The following is a 17,106-nucleotide window of genomic DNA, read 5'->3' on the forward strand; positions in this document are numbered from 1 at the left end:
AAAACCTCCGCTAATGTTGAGCTTTTTAATCTTCTCTATGTTGCTTAACAGCATGGGAGTGATTATTCTGCAACTTTCGGAGAAGATTTCATACAAAGGCTTGGGGGTTTTGGAGTCATTTAAAGATATTCCGATGGCAATTGTGTCATTGTTCTGTGTTAATTTAATTGCTAAAACTGGAAATAAAAACGCCCTTATTTTTTCATTGATTTTTATTCTCGTAAGTTGCATTGCACTTCCTCTCGTGGATGCTTTTTGGTTTTTCAAGATTTGGCTCAGTATTGTTGGGGTAAGCTTTGCTCTGGCTAAAATCTCGGTTTTCAGTATTATCAAAAATAATTTTCAGGACAAACAGTTGGCAAGTTCAATCAGCAGTGTGGATGCCTCTTTTATGATTGGAATTTTCTTTGTCAATATAGGTTTCGGAAGTCTGTTAACTAGTTCTTTTTCCGAATATTGGAAATTCGGATTTTGGGTAATTGCAGTTTTAAGTATCATTAATATTCTAATGCTGAAACCTCTGAAAATAGATGAAATTAAGATTTCAAACACAGAAAAAAAATCGGGCGAATGGAAGTTTTTTCTTAATCTAAAAATCATTTATTTCTTTGTCATTGTCTTTTTTATGGTTTTTGTAGAGCAAAGTTTTAACTCCTGGTTACCAAGTTTTTTTAGAAATAATTTGAAACTCAATTCTTATTTTGCATTGCAGGCTTCAGCATTTTTAGCATTATTTTCTTTTTTTGGCAGATTGATTAACAGCAGATTGATTTTAAGATTCCATTGGTTTAAATTGGTACTGATTTGTCTTTTTACCGTCTTCACCATATTGGCAATTTGTCAAATCATTATCTCAAATTTTTATTTGGATTATAAATTCCTGCTTATATTCTTGATGCCTTTAATTGGATTATTTCTAGCACCATTGTTTCCGCTCTATAATGCAGAAGTTTTGAATAAAGTTCCAAAGGAAAAAACACACTTGCTAATATCAATTGTTATGATTTGTTCCTCCTTAGGAAGTTCAGTCGGTTCTCTGTATATGGCAGGAGTTTTTCATAAAAATCTAAGTAATTTTTATCCAATATTTATTTTATTCCCATTATTAATTATATTTGGTCTCACTTTTTTTCTTAATAAAACAACGATAACCTATGACCGAAACCAACAAGAATAAACAGAATTTAAGGGAACTTATAGACACAAAAGACTTCGTGGAACACGTGTCTGTAGATTGTGTTATTTTCGGATTTCATAAGGATACACTGAAGGTTTTGTTGTTAAAATATCATGATTTGGATCTTTGGGCAGTTCCCGGAGGATTTATTTTTAATGATGAAAATCTGAATGACGCTGCTGCCAGAACTTTGTACGAGAGAACACATCTTTCGGATGTTTATATGGAGCAATTTTACACTTTTGGTGATATCAAAAGGACAGAAAACAATACACACCAAAAACTTTTAGAGAACAAAAATATTAAAGTGGATACCAATCACTGGATTTATCAGCGTTTTATTTCTGTTGGTTATTATGCTCTGATTGATTATACTCTAACATACACTTTCCCCGATTCATTCAATGAAGTTTGCCAATGGTTTAATGTGGATGAAATTCCGAATCTCGCTTTTGACCACAAGGAAATGATTGAAAAAGGACTCCTCTATCTTAGGAAAAATATAGACTATCAAGTGATGGGTAGTAATCTTTTACCTGATAAATTCACGATGAAAGAACTTCAAAATCTTTATGAATCTATCTTGGGAGAACCACTCAGAAGGAATAATTTTCAAAGAAAAATATTGAGCATGAATATCTTGGAAAGACTGGAAAAACATTATAGTGGTTCAGCAAACAAGGCGCCTTATCTCTATAGATTTTTAGATAATCCTGAAGTCAAGAATAATGATTTTGGTAATTAATTCAAATAAAAAAACCAGCTTAATAGTAAGCTGGTTTTTTATTTGATAGTTTAGAATTTTATCTGGTATTCTTTCCGTCAACAACAATTCTTTCTGGTCTATTTGCCAATTCCCAGGCAGTCGTGAAAACCAATTGCGTTCTTTTCTGCAACAATGGATAATCAATTTTGTCAGGCGTATCTGTCGGTTTGTGATAATCTTCGTGGATTCCGTCAAAGAAAAATGCAACCGGAATATTATGCTTCGCAAAGTTGTAATGGTCTGATCTGTAATACAATCTTTGTGGATCTTTTGGATCATCATATTTGTAATTTAGTTCCAGATTCACCGATTTTTTGTTGGCTTCTTCATTGATTTTTTTCAATTCTGTACTCAACATTTCAGATCCGATCACATATACATATTGCTTGCCTCTGTTTTCTGGATCATCACGTCCGATCATATCAATATTAAGGTCTGCAACAGTATTAGCCAAAGGAAAAACCGGATGCTCTGAGTAATATTCGGAACCAAAAAGTCCGTGCTCCTCACCTGTTACATGTAGAAAAAGAATAGAACGTTTTGGTCCATAACCTTTTTTCTTAGCTTCCTGAAAAGCTTGAGCAATTTCCATTACAGCCACAGTTCCACTTCCGTCATCATCTGCACCGTTGTAAACTTCGCCTTTTTTCATTCCTACGTGATCGTAATGAGCAGAAACTACAATCACTTCATTTGGTTTCTCAGAACCTTCTATATAAGCCATTATATTTTCAGAATCTGGCAGAGTTTCACCGTATTTTTTCATAGCTTCAGAAGGTACTTTTTGATAATAAGAACCTAATACCGATGGGAAACCAATTCCATTTTTTTTGTACTGCTCAATCATATAAACGCCGGCTTTTTTCTGTCCCGCACTTCCGGTATCTCTACCTTCCATATCATCACCAGCAATCACATAAAGATTGGTTTTCAGTTCTTCTGCAGTAATACTGTTATAGGCGTCTTTGAAACCTTTTCCTTCATAACCGAAATTTTTACTGGACGCACAACTTGTCAAAAGCGCTGCACCAATGAAAAATCCGTATAGTTTTACATTTCTCATATATAGATATTTATTTTTTTATTGTCATATGGAATTGCACATTTAATGGCGATTTCATAAAGTTAATTTATTATTAAGTCGATTTTCTAAAAGTAATGTTACAATTCCTAAGGAAACTTTTTCTTGATCTATAACCGTAAAGATTGTTGATCTTTTTTGCTACAAAAATCATCTGAATCAATCCTGTGAATATGAAAATCAGTCTAATAATATTGGGACTTAGCATCAATTTTCCATAATATTAATTCATTTTCTCTCCGAAAGTCAGTAAAGTTCCGTTCGGGTCAATTAAAGAAAATTCTCTCATTCCCCAAGGTTTTGTTTCAAGGCTTCCATTGGGATGAATAGCAATTCCTTTATCCTGAATTTGCTGATAAAATTTATCAATATTATTCGAAATTTTGAGATAAAGCATAAAATCTGATTTTTCAGGAATCAAACTTTCAAACTCAAAAAAATGAAGCTCCGAATTATTATAAACTGCAATCAAATATTGATCATAATCTGCAGGAAATTCAAAACCTAAATTCTGATAATACTGTAAGGTTTTTTCTTTGTTGATAAAAGGTAATTTTGGAATTATTTGTGAAATCATAATATTGATTTTTAATGTTTAAAGTCAATTAAACAGAACAAATTATGCCAATTCATCATTCCATTCTCTGATAGTCGTTTTTGCAATCAAACCTTCCTGAACAAAAGGGTCGCCATTTACAAAATCTTCCGCTGCTTGTCTGTCCACAAAAATTGCCATTGCACCTTCGCCAGCATTAGCAAAAGCGCCTGTTCCAAGAACTCTTCCGGACTTTATAAATTCTGCTTCAAACTCTTCGTGGCGTGGAAACACAGCCATAAATTCATCCATTGATTTGTCTGTTGCGTGCTCGTAAAATACTACTGCTTTCATATTGTATGTTTTTAATAATTAATCATTTATAACTTATAATTCATAATTTCTACTAATGTGCTTCCAACCAATTATCGCCAACGCCAACTTCCACCAAAAGCGGAACGCTTGTAGCAAATGCCGATTCCATTTCTTTTTTGATTAAGGATTTTGCAGTTTCTATTTCATCGATGGGAACTTCAAAAAGTAATTCATCGTGAACCTGCAAAAGCATTTTGGTTTCAAGATGTTGAGCTTCCAACTCTTTATCAATTTTTATCATTGCGAGTTTAATTATGTCTGCCGCACTTCCTTGGATTGGTGCATTCACGGCGTTTCTTTCGGCGTGAGCCTTAACTACAAAATTGCTTGAATTAATATCTTTTAAATGGCGTTTTCTACCGAGAATGGTTTCTACATAACCGAAATCTTGAGCTTTTTTGACTTGCTCTGCCATATACTCTTTCAGTCTTGGATAATTCTCATAATAAGAATCGATCATTTTCTTGGCTTCCGATCTGGAAAGTCCGGTTTGTTCTGCTAAAGCAAAAGCACCTTGACCATAGATAATCCCAAAATTAACGGTTTTTGCCTGACCTCTCTGAGTTTTCGTCACTTCTTCCAGAGGAATATCAAATAATTTTGCCGCTGTAGAAACGTGAATATCTTCACCATTTTGGAAAGCCTTTATCATATTTTGTTCGCCGGAAATTTCTGCAATCAATCTTAATTCAATTTGAGAATAATCGGCAGAAATGATTTTTTTTCCTTCATCCGAAACAAAAGCACCACGAATCTGTTGTCCTCTCAAAGTTCGGATTGGGATATTTTGAAGGTTTGGATTCACACTTGCCAAACGTCCGGTCGCAGCAACGGTTTGAGCAAAAGTTGTATGCACACGGTCATCTTTTTTATCAATCTGACTCGGCAAAGCATCAACATAAGTCGATTTTAATTTTTGTAAAGTTCTGTATTCCAGAATCGAAGTGATGATTTCATGTTTTGAAGATAATTTTTGTAATACATCTTCTGAGGTTGCATATTGTCCGGTTTTGGTTTTTTTAGCTTTCGGATCCAATTGCATTTTATCAAATAAAATTTCTCCCAATTGCTTCGGTGAATTCATATTGAACTCTTCTCCAGACAATTCGAATATTTTTGATTCAAGAATTCTCAAATCATTTTCCAAATCTATACTTTCCTGAGCCAACCATTTTTCATCAAGTTTAACACCTGTCAATTCTATTTTAGCCAAAACTTTCATCAATGGCATCTCAACATTGTAGAACAAATCCTCCAAATTTTCTTTGGCTAATTGCGGCGCAAATAATTCATATAATTGAAACGTAACATCCGCATCTTCCGCCGCATAATTGGTTTGAGTCACCAAATCAACTTCGCGAAGTGTCAATTGATTCTTCCCTTTTTTTCCAATCAAAGTCTCGATGGAAACAGGTTTGTAGTCTAGATACATTTCGGAAAGATAGTCCATTCCATGACGTCCGTCTGGATTCAGAAGATAATGGGCAATCATCGTATCGAACAATTTGCCCGTCACATCTATATTATAATTCTGAAGAACTTTAGCATCATATTTCATATTATGAGCAATTTTCAGAACATTTTGATCTTCAAAAAACGGACGGAAAATCTCAACTGTTTCTTGTGCTTCTTCCTGATTTTCAGAAATCGGAACATAATAAGCCAAGCCTTTTTTGTATGAAAAACTCATTCCGATCAATTCAGCTTCCAGCTCATTAAGAGAAGTTGTTTCTGTATCAAAACACACCGCTTTTTGTTTGAGAAGGTTTTCTACAAGGATTTTCTGAGCTTTTGGAGAATCTATGTATTGATAAAGGTGATCATTTTCTTCGATATTCGTTTTTGTCGTTGTTGCTTGTTCCAATTGTTCGAAACTTGCAAAAAGATCCATTGTACCGTTTTTATGAGACGCAACTTTTGTTTCAATTTTTCCAGCGACAGGATTATCTACTTCCATCAGCTCTTCCACATATTCTTTATTGGAGAATGCGCGGTAAAGATTTTCATAAAGTCTTCGGAATTCCAATTCATCAAAAATTTCTTTTACTCTTTCAAAATCCGGAATATCCAAATCATATTGTTCTTCTAAAAACTCTATCGGAGCATCACAAAGTATTGTTGCTAACTTTTTGGATAATAAACCTCTTTCTGCACTGGCTTCAACTTTTTCTTTAAGTTTCCCTTTTAAAGTATGCGTATTTGCCAAAAGATTCTCCATTGATCCAAATTCCTGAATGAATTTCTTAGCTGTCTTTTCACCAACACCTTCCAAACCCGGGATATTATCCACAGCATCGCCCATCATTCCTAGATAATCGATGATTTGTTTTGGATCGTTGATCTCATATTTAGCTTTGACTTCTTCGACACCTAAGATTTCGATGTCACCACCTTTCAAGCCAGGTTTATAAATTTTGATATTTTCTGTTACCAATTGCGCAAAATCTTTGTCCGGTGTCACCATAAAAACCTGATAACCTTGCTTTTCTGCTTTGCAGGCAATTGTTCCGATAACATCATCTGCTTCATAACCTTCAACTCCCAAAATAGGAATATGCATTGCTTCCAAAATACTATTAATATAAGGTTTCGCCAACAAAATCGGTTCTGGCGTTTCCAAACGATTGGCTTTATATTCTGCATAATCATCATGACGTACATTGGTTCTACCAACATCGAAAACAACTGCTAAGTGTGTTGGTCGGTCTCTTTTGATAAGCTCAATCAATGAATTGGTAAATCCGAAGATTGCTGAAGTATTAATACCTTTAGTTGTAATTCTCGGATTTTTGATGAATGCAAAATAGCCACGAAAAATCATAGCGTAAGCATCTATAAGATATAATCTTTTGTCTGTTGAAGTCATAGAAACAAAAGTAATCAATTGTTATCGATTTTGTGAATGGTTACATCGAAAAAATAAAAAATGTGTCTGTTAAAAAATCTTAAATTTTTATTACGAATAAGGAAATTTGGTTGTATTTTTGCAACATCAATACGATGAAGAAAAACTACTCTTTTTATTCTGTTTTTATCCTTTGCTTTTTAGTTTCCTGTGCCAGTTATGGGGACAGTCTTCTTTATTTTAATAAAGATGCAAAAATCAATGCTATAAAAACTGTTCTTTACTTTGAACCAGAGGTGTTTCCTGATATTACTGAGATTAAAGATCCTACATTTTCTGCTTTTTATAATGCAACTTCTGACAAGATGAAATCTATAGGAAATGTAAAATATTTGCAGGTCAACACTTCTATTCCTTTTGACGAAGTTGATTCTAAAACGGTAAAAGAAATCTGTAAAAATAATAATGCAGATGTTGCTGTTATACCAAAAGTAAAATATTTCAAAGTTGGCTTTGGAAAGTATGTGTTTTCTAATCAAGTGGTTGTAAGTTTGAAGCTTTATGATTCTAATGGTGATTTTGTAATGGAAACTTCCTACGATACTTATAAAGGAAATGCCAGATTGTTGGGAAGTGCAGAAAACTCTGTAATAATCGGTACAAAAGGAGCTATCCGAAAAATGGAAAAAGAACTGAGAAACCGACAAGTAATCCTAAGAAAAGCATCTTAATTTTACGTAATCTTAATACTTTTTTTCTTAAGATTTTAATACTTTTGCAATGCAAAAAAGTTAAGTATCGAGAATCAAGAAATCATATTAAATCCTGCGGATATTGCCGAATCCCTGAGCAAATTGCCAGCGGAAGAACGTATTTTGCAGTTTTTGAAATTACAAAGATCTGAGAAGGCAGAAGTTTTCTCGCATCTTGACCCTGATTTTCAAGAAGATACTATCAGAAGTATTGCGAGTCACGAAGTTTCTGACATCCTGAACGAAATGTCGCCTGACGACAGAACTCAACTTTTTGAGGATTTTCCGGATGAACTAATCAAATATTCTATCAACCTTCTTAATCCGCAAGAGCGTAGAGTTGCCTTAAAACTTTTAGGCTACGAAGCGGATTCAATCGCACGTTTGATGACGCCTTATTATGTTCAGATCCGAAAAGAATGGACCGTTAAAAGATGTTTTCAGCAAATCAAAAAAGTTGGAAAGAAGGTAGAAACGCTCAATTTCCTCTATGTTGTTGATGAAAGAAATCGTTTGATAGACGATATTACAATAGGTTCTCTCCTATTGGCTGATGAAGAACAATTGATTTCTGAACTTTGTGATGACCATTTTGTTGCAATCAAAACAACAACTTCCAAAGAAAATGCAGTTCCGTATTTTGAGAAATATGATAGAAGTGCTTTGCCTATTATTACAGAAAATGGTGTTTTGGTGGGAATTGTGACTATCGATGATATCCTAGATCAAATTGAATCTCAAAATACTGAAGATATCCAGAAGTTTGGAGGTTTGGATGCATTGGATCTTCCTTACACACAAACTTCCGTTTTTGAAATGGTGAAGAAAAGAGGATTCTGGCTAGTTGTACTTTTCTTTTCCGAGATGTTGACCGCTTCTGCAATGGGACATTTTGAAGACGAAATCCAAAAGGCTGTTGTTTTAGCGTTATTTGTTCCACTAATTATTTCGAGTGGTGGAAACACGGGTTCGCAAGCTGCAACTTTGATTATCCGTGCAATGGCTCTACAAGAAATTGGACTGAAGGATTGGTGGTACGTGATGAAAAAGGAGATCTTCACAGGGATTTTCTTGGGAAGTATTTTGGGAATTATAGGGTTCATGAGAATTGCTTTCTGGCAACAAGTCGGATTATTTAATTATGGAGAACATTGGACTTTTGTTGGACTAAGTATCGGCGTTTCTTTGATGCTAATTGTTCTTTGGGGAACAATTTCAGGATCGATGGTTCCTTTTGTTCTTAAAAAATTAAAACTTGATCCAGCGACTTCTTCTGCTCCTTTTGTCGCAACGCTTGTGGATGTTACAGGATTGATTATCTACTTCTCTGTTGCAGGATTGTTCCTTACGGGGAAACTTCTATAATTTGTTTAAATTTCTAATTGTAGGCAAATCTTCGACGTTGGCGTAGCGCGCCCCGGCCTGAGTGGAGCTCTTTTTCTTGAAAAGAAAAAAGCGGGAACGGAGGACGGATAAAGGCGCTCAAATAATATTTAAATAAAAATGCCACCTTATAAAAGATGGCATTTGGTATTTTTGATTATTTCAATTTTTCAACGAAATTATCTGTATAATCTTTTTGTGAGGCAATAATGACTTGTTTTGCCTGATCTGCGCCGTAAACCAAATCTATTTTCACTTTTGCAGGTTCTGTTGGCAAGTTTTTGTAGCTCAAGAAATAGTGTAACAAACGGTTAACTTCTGCTTTTGGCAACTCAGAAATATCCCTGATGTGACCGTAAACCTGATCTTCTACCAGAACTGCAATAATCTTGTCATCAGCTTCTCCTTTGTCAATCATTTGGAAACCTCCAATTGGAATCGCCTGCAAAATAATGTTACCAGAAGTGAAATTGTGCGAGCTAAGAACGCAGATATCCAAAGGATCGTGATCGCCTTCTGTAACGTCTGTTGCGCCAGTTGAAACCGCTAAATTCTTAACTTCATCCTCGCAATACGTTCTTGGAACGAAACCGTACATCGCAGGAATAATGTTGGAAAATTTCTGTGGACGATCCACTTTAAGATAACCACTTTCTTTATCTACTTCATATTTTATAGTGTCCGTTGGAACGATTTCTACAAAAACGTTTACAATCTCAGGAGAATTTTCTCCAGCAGAAATCCCGTGCCAAGGATGTGCTTTAAAACTAGGAATCATGTTTATTTTATATTATTTTGTTAAGTTCTTTTCTAAGATTCTCAATCGTGTCCGAAATGTAATCTTCGGAGTTAAGATAACTCATCAGGAAAACAGTTTTGAAGTCTTCTAATTTTGAGTTTTCATTCAGTTCCTCATAGGTTTTATGAAGGGCTTGGATGACGTTGTTTTTACTAGTCAAGATATCTTGCCAGGAAGATTTTGAAATGTAAAGTTGCTGGGAAGCATTGTATTCAAACTCTTCTGTGATATTTTTTTCAGTAAGAAAAACGAATTCGTGAGGCTGAAGACCTTTATCGAATTTCATTACAAGATTGGATGGCTTAAGTCTTTCTAAGAATAAAGTCATTCTTTCTAAAGCCTGAAGCTTGATCTCGCTGTTTGATTTTGTTGCAAGGAAATTGATTTCCTGTTTTTTGAGTCTGATAAAACTGTTAACGAATTGTTTCGCAAAAACCAAGAATGGCAATGCGATGATAACTGCAACAGCGTAAGGTAAATAATCTGAATCAAACATATCTGAAATCGGATTGCAAAATTAATACTTTTTGACTTAATAAAGAATTTTAATTTAGAAAGAATAATTTCTTAATAATCTTCAAGATTAAGTTCTTTTTGCTAACCTGAATACAAGGATAAGGTTTCAATTCAGGTCGAAAACCACGGAAAAATTCTTCCACAGCAGGAATCTCGCTACCTTCAAAATCAAAGATTTTGGTTTCTATATTTTCAGCGATTACTTTATCTATTAAATAAGATGACCCACTCAATTTTACATAGTCTCTTTCATTGTAAGTGCCTAATAGTGTCAAAGAATAGTCTTCTCTATAAACAGCAATCATATTAATCAATTTCTGATGATAGAAAAAACCGTAGAAATCTAATTTATCATTAAGATGAAATTTTGATAAAAGATTAATAAAGTCTTCCAAATCTTTAGCGTCTGCACCTAAGCCTGTACTTCTGATAAAATTTTTAATAGTTTGTAAATCAAAATTTTTAATAATTTCAGAATTATCCAAAACTTCTTGATCTAACCTAAGTTTTCTTTTTCTTTTTGGTGAATATTTTTGTCTTACAGTTTCATATTTATCCGGAAAAATCAAGAAGTTTTTTCTTTTCTTTAATGGTTTTGAAAATGAATTAGCATCGTTGAATCCATAGTAGACAATTAAAAAATGTTTGACAAAATAAGTATAGAACAAATCATTTATTTCTGTGGAATCAATTTTGGAAAAAATGCCCAGTTGCTGACAAAGCTTAGGGTTAATGACAATCCTAATTCCAAATTTATAAATCAATGGAACGGGCATCACCGCTTCATAATCTTTATAAACCAGTAATTCCCAATTTTTATCTGTGCTAATGTCTAAGAAAATACGTTCAGCGTATAATTTCTTCTGAACAGAATTTTCAATACATCTATTGTACTTTTCAAAATTAATTTCTTGATATTTCAATCGTTTAATCATAAAATCCCTTCTTCTTTGAAACTATAAAATTTATTTTGAGCAATAATAATGTGATCTAGTAATTCTATATCCAACAAATTTCCAGCTTCATTAATCTTATTTGTAATACTAATATCTTCCTGACTTGGCTTCAGACTTCCTGCAGGATGATTGTGTGCAACAATGATTCTAGTAGAAAAATGTTCCAAAGCTGTTTTGAAGATTACTCTTACATCAGCCACAGAATTTGCAATTCCACCTCTGAAAAGACAGGTTTTATATAAAATCTTGTTTTGATGATTCAGGAAAATCGCCCAGAATTCTTCTGTTGACAAATCTGAAAGATGTGGCTGCAAAACTTCAAAAACGTCTTTGCTGCTGGAAATCTGCTGTCTTTCGAGAACTTCCTGTTGAGATTTTCTGTTCCCGATTTCCAACGCCGTTGCAATAGAAATAGCTTTTGCCTCACCTACTCCTTTGAACTTCATCAAATCTTTTATAGATAATTGACTTAATCTGTGCCAGTTATTTTCTACCGAATTCAAAATTCTTCTTGCCAATTCTACAGCAGATTCCTCACGATTTCCACTTCCCATAATGATTGCCAGCAGTTCCGAATCGGAAACTGAAGCTTTCCCTTTCAACAGGAATTTTTCTCTTGGGCGGTCGTCTTCCGCAAGGGATTTTATACTCATTAGTTATAGGCGTAAAGAATTATTTTTTTGTTCGATTTGTCAATATGTTGCTCCAAAATCTTGAAAAAATCATCAGAAACCATTGGACAGCCAAAACTTAAACAAATATCTGTTTTTTGTTCAACATCTGGAACACAACTCAATCTGTGCAAAACAATAGCTCTTTTTCTCGCATTACTATTGGTTTCGTCTAATCCTGTTAATCGATATGATAAACCGAATTGACCTTTATATTTCTCCTCAATTAAATATTTTCCTAAAGATGAACAATGAGAATTTTCCAAATTACTGAACTTCAAACCGTTCTTAGTTTTTCCATTTTCTGAGCCGTCGCCGTGGGCAACCAAAGCTTTTTGAAGAATTTTTCCGGTTTTAATATCAATGACGAAAAACCTGAATTTGGAAGATGCAATTGAAAAATCAATTAAAAAAGCTTTATTAGAATTGTAATCTGAATCTTTTACAAAATCTTTTATTTCAGAGATTTTTTGAGAAAATTTATCTTCAGTGTTAATATAATTAACCGATTGATTTTCCTGAGATTTTACCTCGCAGGAAATCAATAAAAATGATAAAAATATTAGTAAAAATGTTTTCATTTGTGTTTAATAATGAAAGTATAATTTATTTTGCAATTACTTCAATTTTCGTATATCGAAAAACTTTTCCTTTTTTAGCTCCTTTATTTAATTGTTTATCTGTAAAATAATTTGGATAACCATTTTCTTCAACCAAACTTCCTGTAAGTTTAACAATTAGGGGAAGATTATTACCTTTCCATAAATCACTGGCGTTTTTCACCCTATTATTAATCGGCTCTAAATAATAAAAATCATTCTTATTTTTCCAATTAGGACAAATACAACCAATTACATTGTAAGAAAATATTACAGTTGTTTTTTTCTTTTTTAACAGAGGTATGTCTTTATTTAATTTTGATTTTGTATTGCGAATAGAGATATCTTGCGACAAAATCAAGTTCGGAATTAATAACAAGAGAACTAAAAATCTGTATAGTTGATTCATCCCAAAACAATCTGCCCATCCTTCATAACCAACTTTCTATCCGTACTTTCTGCCAAAACAGAATTATGGGTTACAATCACGAATGTCTGCTGATATTTGTCTCTCAAATCAAAAAATAACTGATGAAGTGCATCCGCATTTTTGGAATCTAGGTTTCCGGTTGGCTCGTCAGCGAAAATAATTTTTGGAGAATTAATCAATGCTCTGGCAACCGCCACTCTTTGTGCTTCTCCACCTGATAATTCTGATGGTTTGTGATGCAATCGACTAGCGATATTCAAATCCTCAAACAGGGAATGTGCTTTTTCAATGACTTCTTTTTCAGCAATTCCACCGATTCTTGTTGGTAACAAAACATTTTCTAAAGCCGTGAATTCTGGCAACAATTGATGATTTTGAAATACAAAACCGATATTTTTATTACGGAATTTTGACAATTCTTTATCTTTCATTTTCAAGAAAGAATTACCATCCAGACTGATTTCTGTTCCGTATTTATCAATATTAGAAGGATGGTCTAATGTTCCCAAAATTTGAAGTAAAGTAGATTTTCCTGCTCCGGATTCTCCCACGATAGAAATTACTTCACTTGGTTTTATATGTATGTCAACACCCTTCAGAACTTCTAAAGTTCCATAAGATTTGTGTATATTTTTTGCTCGAATCATTTATTAATGTGATATTGAGTTATATTTTGGTCAATTTAGCAAATTTCAGGATAAGATTTTTCTCGCCTTCATTTTTGAAAATGACTTTTGCTTTGATATTTTGCGGGTCTGTTCCGTCCAAAAATTCCACTTTTCCAATTCCGAAACGGTCGTGTCTCACGTTGTCTCCTACCTGAATATCTTCTGAAGACGAACCACTTGGATTGATGATTCTTGCAGTAGCAATTGGTTTCAATTGTTTAGGGACTGGAGTGTTTACATTTCGTTCAATTGTTTTCTTTTCTTCTTTTTTCTTGAAAAATCGAGGCTCTGAAGGTGTATCATCAAAGATATTAGAATTGATTCCCGAACGGTTGATGAATTTCAATTCCGTTACAGGATTTATCATTTCTACATATTTGTCATCTATTTCGCTTAAAAACCTTGAAGGTTCAGCGTCAGTGATTTTCCCCCATTGGAATCTGGAAACCGCATAAGTGAAAAACACTTGCTTTTCAGCTCTCGTCAACGCCACATAAAACAAACGTCTTTCTTCCTCCAATTCTTCTCTTGTCGACGAACTCATAAAGCTTGGAAAAAGATTTTCCTCGAGTCCAACTAAGTGAACCACAGGAAATTCCAAACCTTTTGATAAGTGGATGGTCATCAACGATACTTTATCTCCGTCATCTTCTTTATCAGTTTGAGTATCTGCAGACAACGCAATATTTTCCATAAAATTGGACAAACTTGGGTCACCACCTTCAATCTGAATTTGCTCCTCGATGAAACCCTGCATTGAGTTAAGCAATTCCTGAATATTCTCTACTCGGGAAATACCTTCCGGTGTTGCATCTTCTTTCAGGAATTTGATGAGTCCGCTTCGCTTTGCTACTTCCATCGCTACATCGTAAACATTTTCTGTTTTCAACATCACTTGGAACGCTTTTATCATTGCCCAGAAATCACCTAACTTGGTAAGAACGCCATTATTTAATCCTAATTGTGGTGCATAAAACCCAAGATTATCAAGAACTTGAGCAACAGGAACATTTTGAGAATCTGCAAAAACAACTAGCTTATTTTGGGTAGTTTCGCCGATTCCTCTTGCCGGATAATTGATGATTCTTGACAACGCTTCGGAGTCATTTTCATTAACCAAAATTCTAAGATAAGCGAGCAAATCCTTCACTTCTTTCCTTTGGTAGAAAGATAATCCGCCATAAACTTTGTAGGGAATATTCTTTTTTCTCAATGCATCTTCAAAAGCTCTAGTCTGCGAATTGGTTCTGTAAAGAATAGCAAAATCAGAGAAATGACGCTGTTGCGTGTTATGTAATTCGAAGATGTTGGCAGAAACGAAATTCGCTTCGTCCGCATCGGAAAGACTTCGGTAAACTTTTATTTTGTCTCCAATTTCATTCTCACTGAAAACATTTTTCTTGAATTGTTGTAAGTTTTTCGAAATCACAACATTTGCCGCATCCACGATATTTTGAGTTGAACGGTAATTTTGTTCCAAAGAAACCGTCACTGCATCTGGATAATCTTTTTTGAAATTCAGAATGTTGTGGATATTTGCGCCACGAAAAGAGTAAATCGATTGTGCATCATCTCCAACTACACAAATATTTTCAAATTTAGATGCTAAAGCTTTCACAATCAAATACTGAGAATGGTTCGTATCTTGATACTCATCCACCAAAATATATCTGAATCTGTCTTGGTATTTTGCTAAAACTTCAGGGAAGCGAGTTAGTAATTCATTGGTTTTTAATAATAAATCATCGAAATCCATTGCACCGTTTTTGAAACAAGCTTCAACGTATTTACGATAAATGTCACCCATCAATCTCATATTCGCTTTTTCATCAGCTTCCATCAGGTCAGGATTATTGAAATAAGCATTGACTGTAATAAGATTGTTTTTATATTGAGAAATTCTTGATAAAACTTTCTTGGCTTTATAGATTTCTGAATCGATGTTCATATCCTTGATGACTTTTTTCATCACATTCAGAGCATCCTGCATATCATAAATCGTGAAATTGGAAGGGTAACCGAGATGATGACCTTCGCTTCTCAAAATTCTAGCAAAAACCGAGTGAAAAGTTCCCATCCAAAGCGAGCGTGCATTGCTGTCTCCAACGAGTTTCGCGATACGTTCCTTCATTTCCTTTGCCGCTTTGTTGGTAAAAGTTAAAGACAAAATATTGAAAGGGTCTACTCCATTCGTAATCAGATGCGCAATTCTCATCGTGAGCACACGCGTTTTGCCAGAACCTGCACCAGCCAAAACCATCAGGGGGCCTTGCAAGGTGGTAACTGCTTCTAACTGAGGCTCATTCAGTCCTTTCAGATAATCCATTCTATTCTCAAAATTTTAAGGTAACAAAAATAGCTTTTTTTATGCAATTTCTCAGTCGTTATAAATTTGAATTTCAACAATTATGAGGTAATTTTGCAAGCATAAAAAATGAATCCAATAACACTCTAAAAATCAATCAAAGTAATCTTGAAATCTGACTATATCAAGAAAGAATTTCTTTCTTTTTTCAAATTGAAGCCTTCGCCTAGAAGTTGGCATATTCCATTTTTGGCTGGATTGGCAGTTGGGATTCCGCTGATGTTCGGCTACTTTTTGGGCGATATCAAATCTGCTCTCACAGCTAGTTTGGCAGGTCTGGTAATTATTTATATTCCAACAAGTAATGATTTTATTGAGACGATGATGAAAATGTTTGTCTGCTCTTTTGGGATGATTATTTCTTATGGTTTGGGATTGACTTTTAGTTTTAATCTTTGGATTGCATCTTTGGTTTTTGGGATTTTTTCGGCAATCGCTTATTATATTGCAAGATATTTTAATCTGAAACCACCGGGAAGTTTTTTCTTTATTATGATGGCTTCTATGGCAATTGGGCTTCCACATCATCCAGAATTGATTCCGAAACGAATTGGGATTTTCACCATCGGAACGGTTAATGCTTGTATTATTTGTTTAATTTATTGTGTTTTAAATTCTAAAAAAGAAACAAAGAAAAACCTGACGACCTTCCATATCAACCCTTACGTCAATCTTGTAGAATCTTTTATTATTGGGATTTGTATGTTGGTTTCGGTTTTTATTGGTAAGTTTTTCAATCTCGATTATCCCTATTGGATTCCGATTTCCAGTTTGGCGGTTTTGCAAGGTGTGAATCAATATCATATTTGGAAACGAGGTTTGCATAGAATTATTGGAACTACAATCGGACTTGGAATCGCGTGGTTGATTTTTTCATTGGTAACTTCTCCTTTGCTAATTTGTGTTTGCATAATTGCTTTACAAATCATCGTAGAAATGCTAATTACAAGACATTATGCATTAGCTGTGATGTTCCTTACACCAATGGGAATTCTCTTGGCTGAAACCGGAAGTTCTACTTCACTTAATCCCGATTATCTTTTACAAATGAGATTGTTAGAAATTTTAATAGGAAGCGTAATTGGTTGTATTGGAGGTTGGTTTTTGTATAATGAGAGAATTAGATTTAACTCTATCAAACATTTGAGAAGGTCGAAAGTTGTTTTGAGGAAAAGCTTTCAAAAATAA

At 34.1% G+C, this 17,106-nt stretch carries 17 protein-coding genes; 5 read left to right on the plus strand and 12 right to left on the minus strand.

Features of this window, described 5'->3' with window-relative positions; genetic code table 11:
* Window positions 1-13: 13 nt before the first annotated feature.
* Together BUR19_RS06295 and BUR19_RS06300 are read left to right on the plus strand one after the other, a co-directional pair.
* Window positions 14-1,177, plus strand: coding sequence for an MFS transporter (locus BUR19_RS06295; RefSeq protein WP_245799031.1), 1,164 nt, complete (start codon window positions 14-16; stop codon window positions 1,175-1,177).
* Complete coding sequence (locus BUR19_RS06300; protein WP_074234024.1) at window positions 1,155-1,922, plus strand: NUDIX hydrolase; 768 nt, start codon at window positions 1,155-1,157, stop codon at window positions 1,920-1,922. The genes BUR19_RS06295 and BUR19_RS06300 overlap by 23 nt, the downstream gene beginning before the upstream one ends.
* A 58-nt stretch (window positions 1,923-1,980) precedes the next feature.
* Here BUR19_RS06300 and BUR19_RS06305 read toward each other — a convergent pair whose 3' ends face one another.
* The 4 genes from BUR19_RS06305 to polA all read right to left on the minus strand — a co-directional run bounded on the left by BUR19_RS06305 (window position 1,981) and on the right by polA (window position 6,800).
* Window positions 1,981-3,006: a M28 family metallopeptidase gene (locus tag BUR19_RS06305; protein ID WP_074234025.1), complete on the minus strand. Its 1,026-nt coding sequence runs from the start codon at window positions 3,004-3,006 to the stop codon at window positions 1,981-1,983.
* 241 nt (window positions 3,007-3,247) lie between these two features.
* Window positions 3,248-3,601 carry a bleomycin resistance protein gene (locus BUR19_RS06310; RefSeq protein WP_074234026.1) on the minus strand — a complete coding sequence of 118 codons (354 nt, stop codon included), beginning with the start codon at window positions 3,599-3,601 and terminating at the stop codon, window positions 3,248-3,250.
* A 42-nt stretch (window positions 3,602-3,643) separates the two neighbouring features.
* The gene (locus BUR19_RS06315; protein WP_074234027.1) at window positions 3,644-3,913 is read right to left on the minus strand and encodes a YciI family protein; all 270 of its coding nucleotides are present in this window, start codon (window positions 3,911-3,913) and stop codon (window positions 3,644-3,646) included.
* Between the two features lie 52 nt (window positions 3,914-3,965).
* Window positions 3,966-6,800: a DNA polymerase I gene (gene polA, locus BUR19_RS06320; RefSeq protein WP_074234028.1), complete on the minus strand. Its 2,835-nt coding sequence runs from the start codon at window positions 6,798-6,800 to the stop codon at window positions 3,966-3,968.
* Window positions 6,801-6,934: 134 nt separating this feature from the next.
* On the opposite strand from polA, the gene BUR19_RS06325 reads away from it, so the two are divergent.
* Window positions 6,935-7,510: a pyruvate decarboxylase gene (locus BUR19_RS06325; RefSeq protein ID WP_074234029.1), complete on the plus strand. Its 576-nt coding sequence runs from the start codon at window positions 6,935-6,937 to the stop codon at window positions 7,508-7,510.
* Window positions 7,511-7,576: 66 nt separating this feature from the next.
* The gene (gene mgtE, locus BUR19_RS06330) at window positions 7,577-8,896 is read left to right on the plus strand and encodes a magnesium transporter (RefSeq protein WP_074234030.1); all 1,320 of its coding nucleotides are present in this window, start codon (window positions 7,577-7,579) and stop codon (window positions 8,894-8,896) included.
* A 175-nt stretch (window positions 8,897-9,071) separates the two neighbouring features.
* Here mgtE and BUR19_RS06335 read toward each other — a convergent pair whose 3' ends face one another.
* Genes BUR19_RS06335 through BUR19_RS06370 form a run of 8 tightly spaced genes read right to left on the minus strand, consistent with a single transcriptional unit; the run spans window position 9,072 to window position 15,879 of the window.
* Window positions 9,072-9,692, minus strand: coding sequence for an inorganic pyrophosphatase (locus BUR19_RS06335; RefSeq protein ID WP_074234031.1), 621 nt, complete (start codon window positions 9,690-9,692; stop codon window positions 9,072-9,074).
* Between the two features lie 7 nt (window positions 9,693-9,699).
* Entirely contained in the window at window positions 9,700-10,209 is a 510-nt protein-coding gene (locus BUR19_RS06340) for a DUF7935 family protein (RefSeq protein ID WP_074234032.1), read from the minus strand.
* A gap of 49 nt (window positions 10,210-10,258) precedes the next feature.
* Window positions 10,259-11,164 carry a hypothetical protein gene (locus BUR19_RS06345; RefSeq protein WP_074234033.1) on the minus strand — a complete coding sequence of 302 codons (906 nt, stop codon included), beginning with the start codon at window positions 11,162-11,164 and terminating at the stop codon, window positions 10,259-10,261.
* A complete protein-coding gene (gene radC / locus BUR19_RS06350; protein ID WP_074234034.1) occupies window positions 11,161-11,838 on the minus strand; it encodes a RadC family protein in 678 nt (225 codons plus the stop codon). The genes BUR19_RS06345 and radC overlap by 4 nt, the downstream gene beginning before the upstream one ends.
* Window positions 11,838-12,437, minus strand: a complete 600-nt coding sequence (locus BUR19_RS06355) for a murein L,D-transpeptidase catalytic domain-containing protein (protein WP_074234035.1) — start codon at window positions 12,435-12,437, stop codon at window positions 11,838-11,840. The genes radC and BUR19_RS06355 overlap by 1 nt, the downstream gene beginning before the upstream one ends.
* Before the next feature lie 25 nt (window positions 12,438-12,462).
* Entirely contained in the window at window positions 12,463-12,864 is a 402-nt protein-coding gene (locus BUR19_RS06360) for a hypothetical protein (RefSeq protein WP_074234036.1), read from the minus strand.
* Window positions 12,861-13,532 carry an ABC transporter ATP-binding protein gene (locus tag BUR19_RS06365; protein WP_074234037.1) on the minus strand — a complete coding sequence of 224 codons (672 nt, stop codon included), beginning with the start codon at window positions 13,530-13,532 and terminating at the stop codon, window positions 12,861-12,863. The genes BUR19_RS06360 and BUR19_RS06365 overlap by 4 nt, the downstream gene beginning before the upstream one ends.
* 19 nt (window positions 13,533-13,551) lie before the next feature.
* Entirely contained in the window at window positions 13,552-15,879 is a 2,328-nt protein-coding gene (locus tag BUR19_RS06370) for an ATP-dependent helicase (protein WP_074234038.1), read from the minus strand.
* A gap of 192 nt (window positions 15,880-16,071) precedes the next feature.
* On the opposite strand from BUR19_RS06370, the gene BUR19_RS06375 reads away from it, so the two are divergent.
* Window positions 16,072-17,106: an FUSC family protein gene (locus BUR19_RS06375; protein WP_175565874.1), complete on the plus strand. Its 1,035-nt coding sequence runs from the start codon at window positions 16,072-16,074 to the stop codon at window positions 17,104-17,106.

Source organism: Epilithonimonas zeae (assembly GCF_900141765.1).
GTDB classification, from domain to species: domain Bacteria; phylum Bacteroidota; class Bacteroidia; order Flavobacteriales; family Weeksellaceae; genus Epilithonimonas; species Epilithonimonas zeae.

Bases quoted from the DNA above. Each gene is read 5' to 3' on its own strand.
- radC (WP_074234034.1), bottom strand. From the start codon at position 11,838: ATGAGTATAAAATCCCTTGCGGAAGACGACCGCCCAAGAGAAAAATTC.
- BUR19_RS06340 (WP_074234032.1), bottom strand. From the start codon at position 10,209: ATGTTTGATTCAGATTATTTACCTTACGCTGTTGCAGTTATCATCGCA.
- BUR19_RS06355 (WP_074234035.1), bottom strand. From the start codon at position 12,437: ATGAAAACATTTTTACTAATATTTTTATCATTTTTATTGATTTCCTGC.
- BUR19_RS06335 (WP_074234031.1), bottom strand. From the start codon at position 9,692: ATGATTCCTAGTTTTAAAGCACATCCTTGGCACGGGATTTCTGCTGGA.
- BUR19_RS06295 (WP_245799031.1), top strand. From the start codon at position 14: ATGTTGAGCTTTTTAATCTTCTCTATGTTGCTTAACAGCATGGGAGTG.
- BUR19_RS06325 (WP_074234029.1), top strand. From the start codon at position 6,935: ATGAAGAAAAACTACTCTTTTTATTCTGTTTTTATCCTTTGCTTTTTA.
- BUR19_RS06315 (WP_074234027.1), bottom strand. From the start codon at position 3,913: ATGAAAGCAGTAGTATTTTACGAGCACGCAACAGACAAATCAATGGAT.
- polA (WP_074234028.1), bottom strand. From the start codon at position 6,800: ATGACTTCAACAGACAAAAGATTATATCTTATAGATGCTTACGCTATG.
- BUR19_RS06345 (WP_074234033.1), bottom strand. From the start codon at position 11,164: ATGATTAAACGATTGAAATATCAAGAAATTAATTTTGAAAAGTACAAT.
- BUR19_RS06300 (WP_074234024.1), top strand. From the start codon at position 1,155: ATGACCGAAACCAACAAGAATAAACAGAATTTAAGGGAACTTATAGAC.
- BUR19_RS06310 (WP_074234026.1), bottom strand. From the start codon at position 3,601: ATGATTTCACAAATAATTCCAAAATTACCTTTTATCAACAAAGAAAAA.
- BUR19_RS06365 (WP_074234037.1), bottom strand. From the start codon at position 13,532: ATGATTCGAGCAAAAAATATACACAAATCTTATGGAACTTTAGAAGTT.
- BUR19_RS06370 (WP_074234038.1), bottom strand. From the start codon at position 15,879: ATGGATTATCTGAAAGGACTGAATGAGCCTCAGTTAGAAGCAGTTACC.
- BUR19_RS06305 (WP_074234025.1), bottom strand. From the start codon at position 3,006: ATGAGAAATGTAAAACTATACGGATTTTTCATTGGTGCAGCGCTTTTG.
- BUR19_RS06360 (WP_074234036.1), bottom strand. From the start codon at position 12,864: ATGAATCAACTATACAGATTTTTAGTTCTCTTGTTATTAATTCCGAAC.